This is a genomic window from Brooklawnia sp. (assembly GCF_032229645.1).
In the GTDB taxonomy this organism is placed as follows: domain Bacteria; phylum Actinomycetota; class Actinomycetes; order Propionibacteriales; family Propionibacteriaceae; genus Brooklawnia.
Genome location: NZ_JAVTWX010000102.1, coordinates 3,736 through 6,052 on the forward strand (window position 1 = coordinate 3,736; position 2,317 = coordinate 6,052).

3 protein-coding genes are annotated in these 2,317 nt (G+C 66.2%); 2 read left to right on the top strand and 1 reads right to left on the bottom strand.

The features are described 5' to 3' along the window. Positions 1 to 857, bottom strand: an 857-nt coding sequence (locus tag AAFP05_RS07710) for a histidine kinase (RefSeq protein ID WP_341729279.1), incomplete at its 3' end; no start/stop codon positions are given. A gap of 163 nt (positions 858 to 1,020) precedes the next feature. Between AAFP05_RS07710 and AAFP05_RS07715 the strand changes: the two genes are divergently transcribed. Next, positions 1,021 to 1,734, top strand: a complete 714-nt coding sequence (locus tag AAFP05_RS07715) for an ATP-binding cassette domain-containing protein (RefSeq protein ID WP_341729280.1) — start codon at positions 1,021 to 1,023, stop codon at positions 1,732 to 1,734. A 50-nt stretch (positions 1,735 to 1,784) separates the two neighbouring features. After that, the coding region (locus tag AAFP05_RS07720) for a hypothetical protein (protein WP_341729281.1) at positions 1,785 to 2,317 on the top strand (533 nt) is incomplete at its 3' end.

Genomic DNA, 2,317 nt, shown 5'->3' on the forward strand with positions numbered 1-2,317 from the left:
TCGATCTCGAGTTCGATGCGCTGATCGTCCTCAAGCTCGGCAACGAGCACCGGCAACTCCTTCAGCGTCGGTTGGGGTGGCTCCGGCGGAGCGTCCGCGCCGCGCAGGGTGGAGAGCACCGCGCGCAGCTCATCAAGGGATTGCTTCACATTGAGCTGGATCGTCTGCGCGATCTCGCGTGTCTGGTCCTCGCTGAGATCGGTGCGAAAAGCGAGCACGCCCGCGTTCATGCTGACCAGGGAGAGCCGGTGGGCGAGCACATCATGCATCTCGCGGGCGATCCGCTCGCGTTCGGCGAGCCGTGCCTGATCGATCCTGGCCAGTTCCGCTTCACGTCTGGCCTGCTCGGCCTTGGCCCGGCCCTGTTGTTCGGCCGCGCGCGTGCGCAACAGCCAACCGGCCAGCGTCGCGATTCCCAGCCCAGCCACCGCGAGAGTGAGTTCGAACGAGCTCGGACTTCCCCACGGGCCCGCGAGAGGACCGATCAATAGCGCCGCAAGCTTCGCGACGCTGAACCAGATACCAGCAACCACAACCGTCGGCGCCCGATTTGTCCAGCGCGCCAACGATCCTTGCATTGCAATGGCTGCCCCGACCACGCCTGGGCCGAAGAAGAGCAGCACTCCGGTGCCCAAGGCGACCGCCAACGGGGCTCGGCGGCGAAGAGCAAGCAGGCAGAGCGCCAACCCCGGCGGGACGAAACTCAACACGACTATCAGCGGATTGGCCCGCGCCGATCCCGACGCGACCAACGGCGTGAGGTAGTAGAGCCACATCGCCACGGCGACGATCCAGACCGCACCCTGCAACGCAGGATCGGTCGTGGTGCGCACACGAGACGATTGGCTGATAGTCACCCCATCAGCCTAGATTTCCGCGATTGTGTCCCCATAGCGACCATCGGCTCGACCTGGCCAGCCCATCGGCTATTCGCCGGGCTCGAATAGCGTCCGAACGATTGCCCTTGTCCCAGCCGGCTGCCCGATGCCTGCGACCAGCTGGTTCGGTTGGAGTATCACCATGATCGCTTTCACGCATCTCACCAAGTCGTACCGCGGACACACGGTACTCGACGATGTCACCTTCACCGTTCCCGCCGGCCAGGTGACGGGCTTCCTGGGGCCAAACGGGGCCGGCAAGTCCACCTCCATGCGCATCCTGCTCGGCCTCACCGAAGCCGGCTCCGGAACTGCCACCGTCAACGGCCGCGGCTACCGGGATTGGCCCAACCCGGCCACGATCGTCGGCTCGCTGCTGGATGCCGGCGCATTCCATCCCGGGCGCACCGGCCGCGAAACCCTCGTCCTGGCCTGCCTCACCCTCGGCCTGCCCATCAAACGCGCGGACGAGGTACTCGAGCTGGTCGGGCTCACCACCCGCGAGGCACGCCAACGCGTCCGCGGCTACTCGCTCGGCATGCAGCAGCGGCTCGGCATCGCCCAGGCCCTGCTCACCGATCCGCCGGTGCTGGTGCTGGACGAGCCCGCCAACGGCCTCGACCCGCAGGGCCAACGCTGGCTCGGCGAATTGCTGCGCGCCAGAGCCGAGCGAGGCGCAGCGATCCTGCTCTCCAGTCACCAGCTCTTTGAAGTCGAACGTCTCGCCGACCGGCTCGCCATCATCGCCGACGGCCGGATCGTCGCCCACGACACCCTGGCGTCGATGCAGGCCGAACACGGCGACATCACCGAGTTCTACTTCTCCGCTACCGCCGACCTCGATCGCACCGCCTGAATCCCCGTCCGAATCTCATCTGCTCTAGCCGATCTCGAAAGGACCGCACAATGACTGCCACTGCGCTGTCTCATTCACCTCGCCGCCTACTCGAACCAACCGATTCCAAAGCACCGTCAGGATTCCGGCTATGGCTGGTCGAGTTGCGCAAACTCGTCGACACCCCCTCGGGCATCGCCCTGCTGGCCGGCAGCGCCGTGTTCGCAGGTGTCTTCGGCGGTGGCGCCGCCTTGTTCATCGACAATGTGACATTCGGCGATATCGCCCGCCTGGCCGGTATCCCGCTGCTCACCCTGATTCCGGTATTCGCCATCCTGCTCGCCACCTCGGGACGCCAGCATCGCACCGTGCTCACCACCTACGCCCTGGTGCCGTCCCGGAGCCGGGTGCTGGCCGCACAACTGCTGGCGGTGATCGCCCTGGCAGTTCTCGCGGCGGTATTGCTGCTCGCCGCGGCCGCCATCATCACCCCGGTGGGCGGGCTCGTGACAAGCAAAGACATCGTCTGGCAGATCGACTGGTTCTCTCATCTGAGGCTCACCGCAGGCATCGTGCTGGCCGCGGTATCGGGCTACGCGGTCGG

What these genes read in the sequence shown, in the direction of transcription:
- AAFP05_RS07715 (WP_341729280.1), top strand. Translation starts at nt 1,021, where the DNA reads ATGATCGCTTTCACGCATCTCACCAAGTCGTACCGCGGACACACGGTA.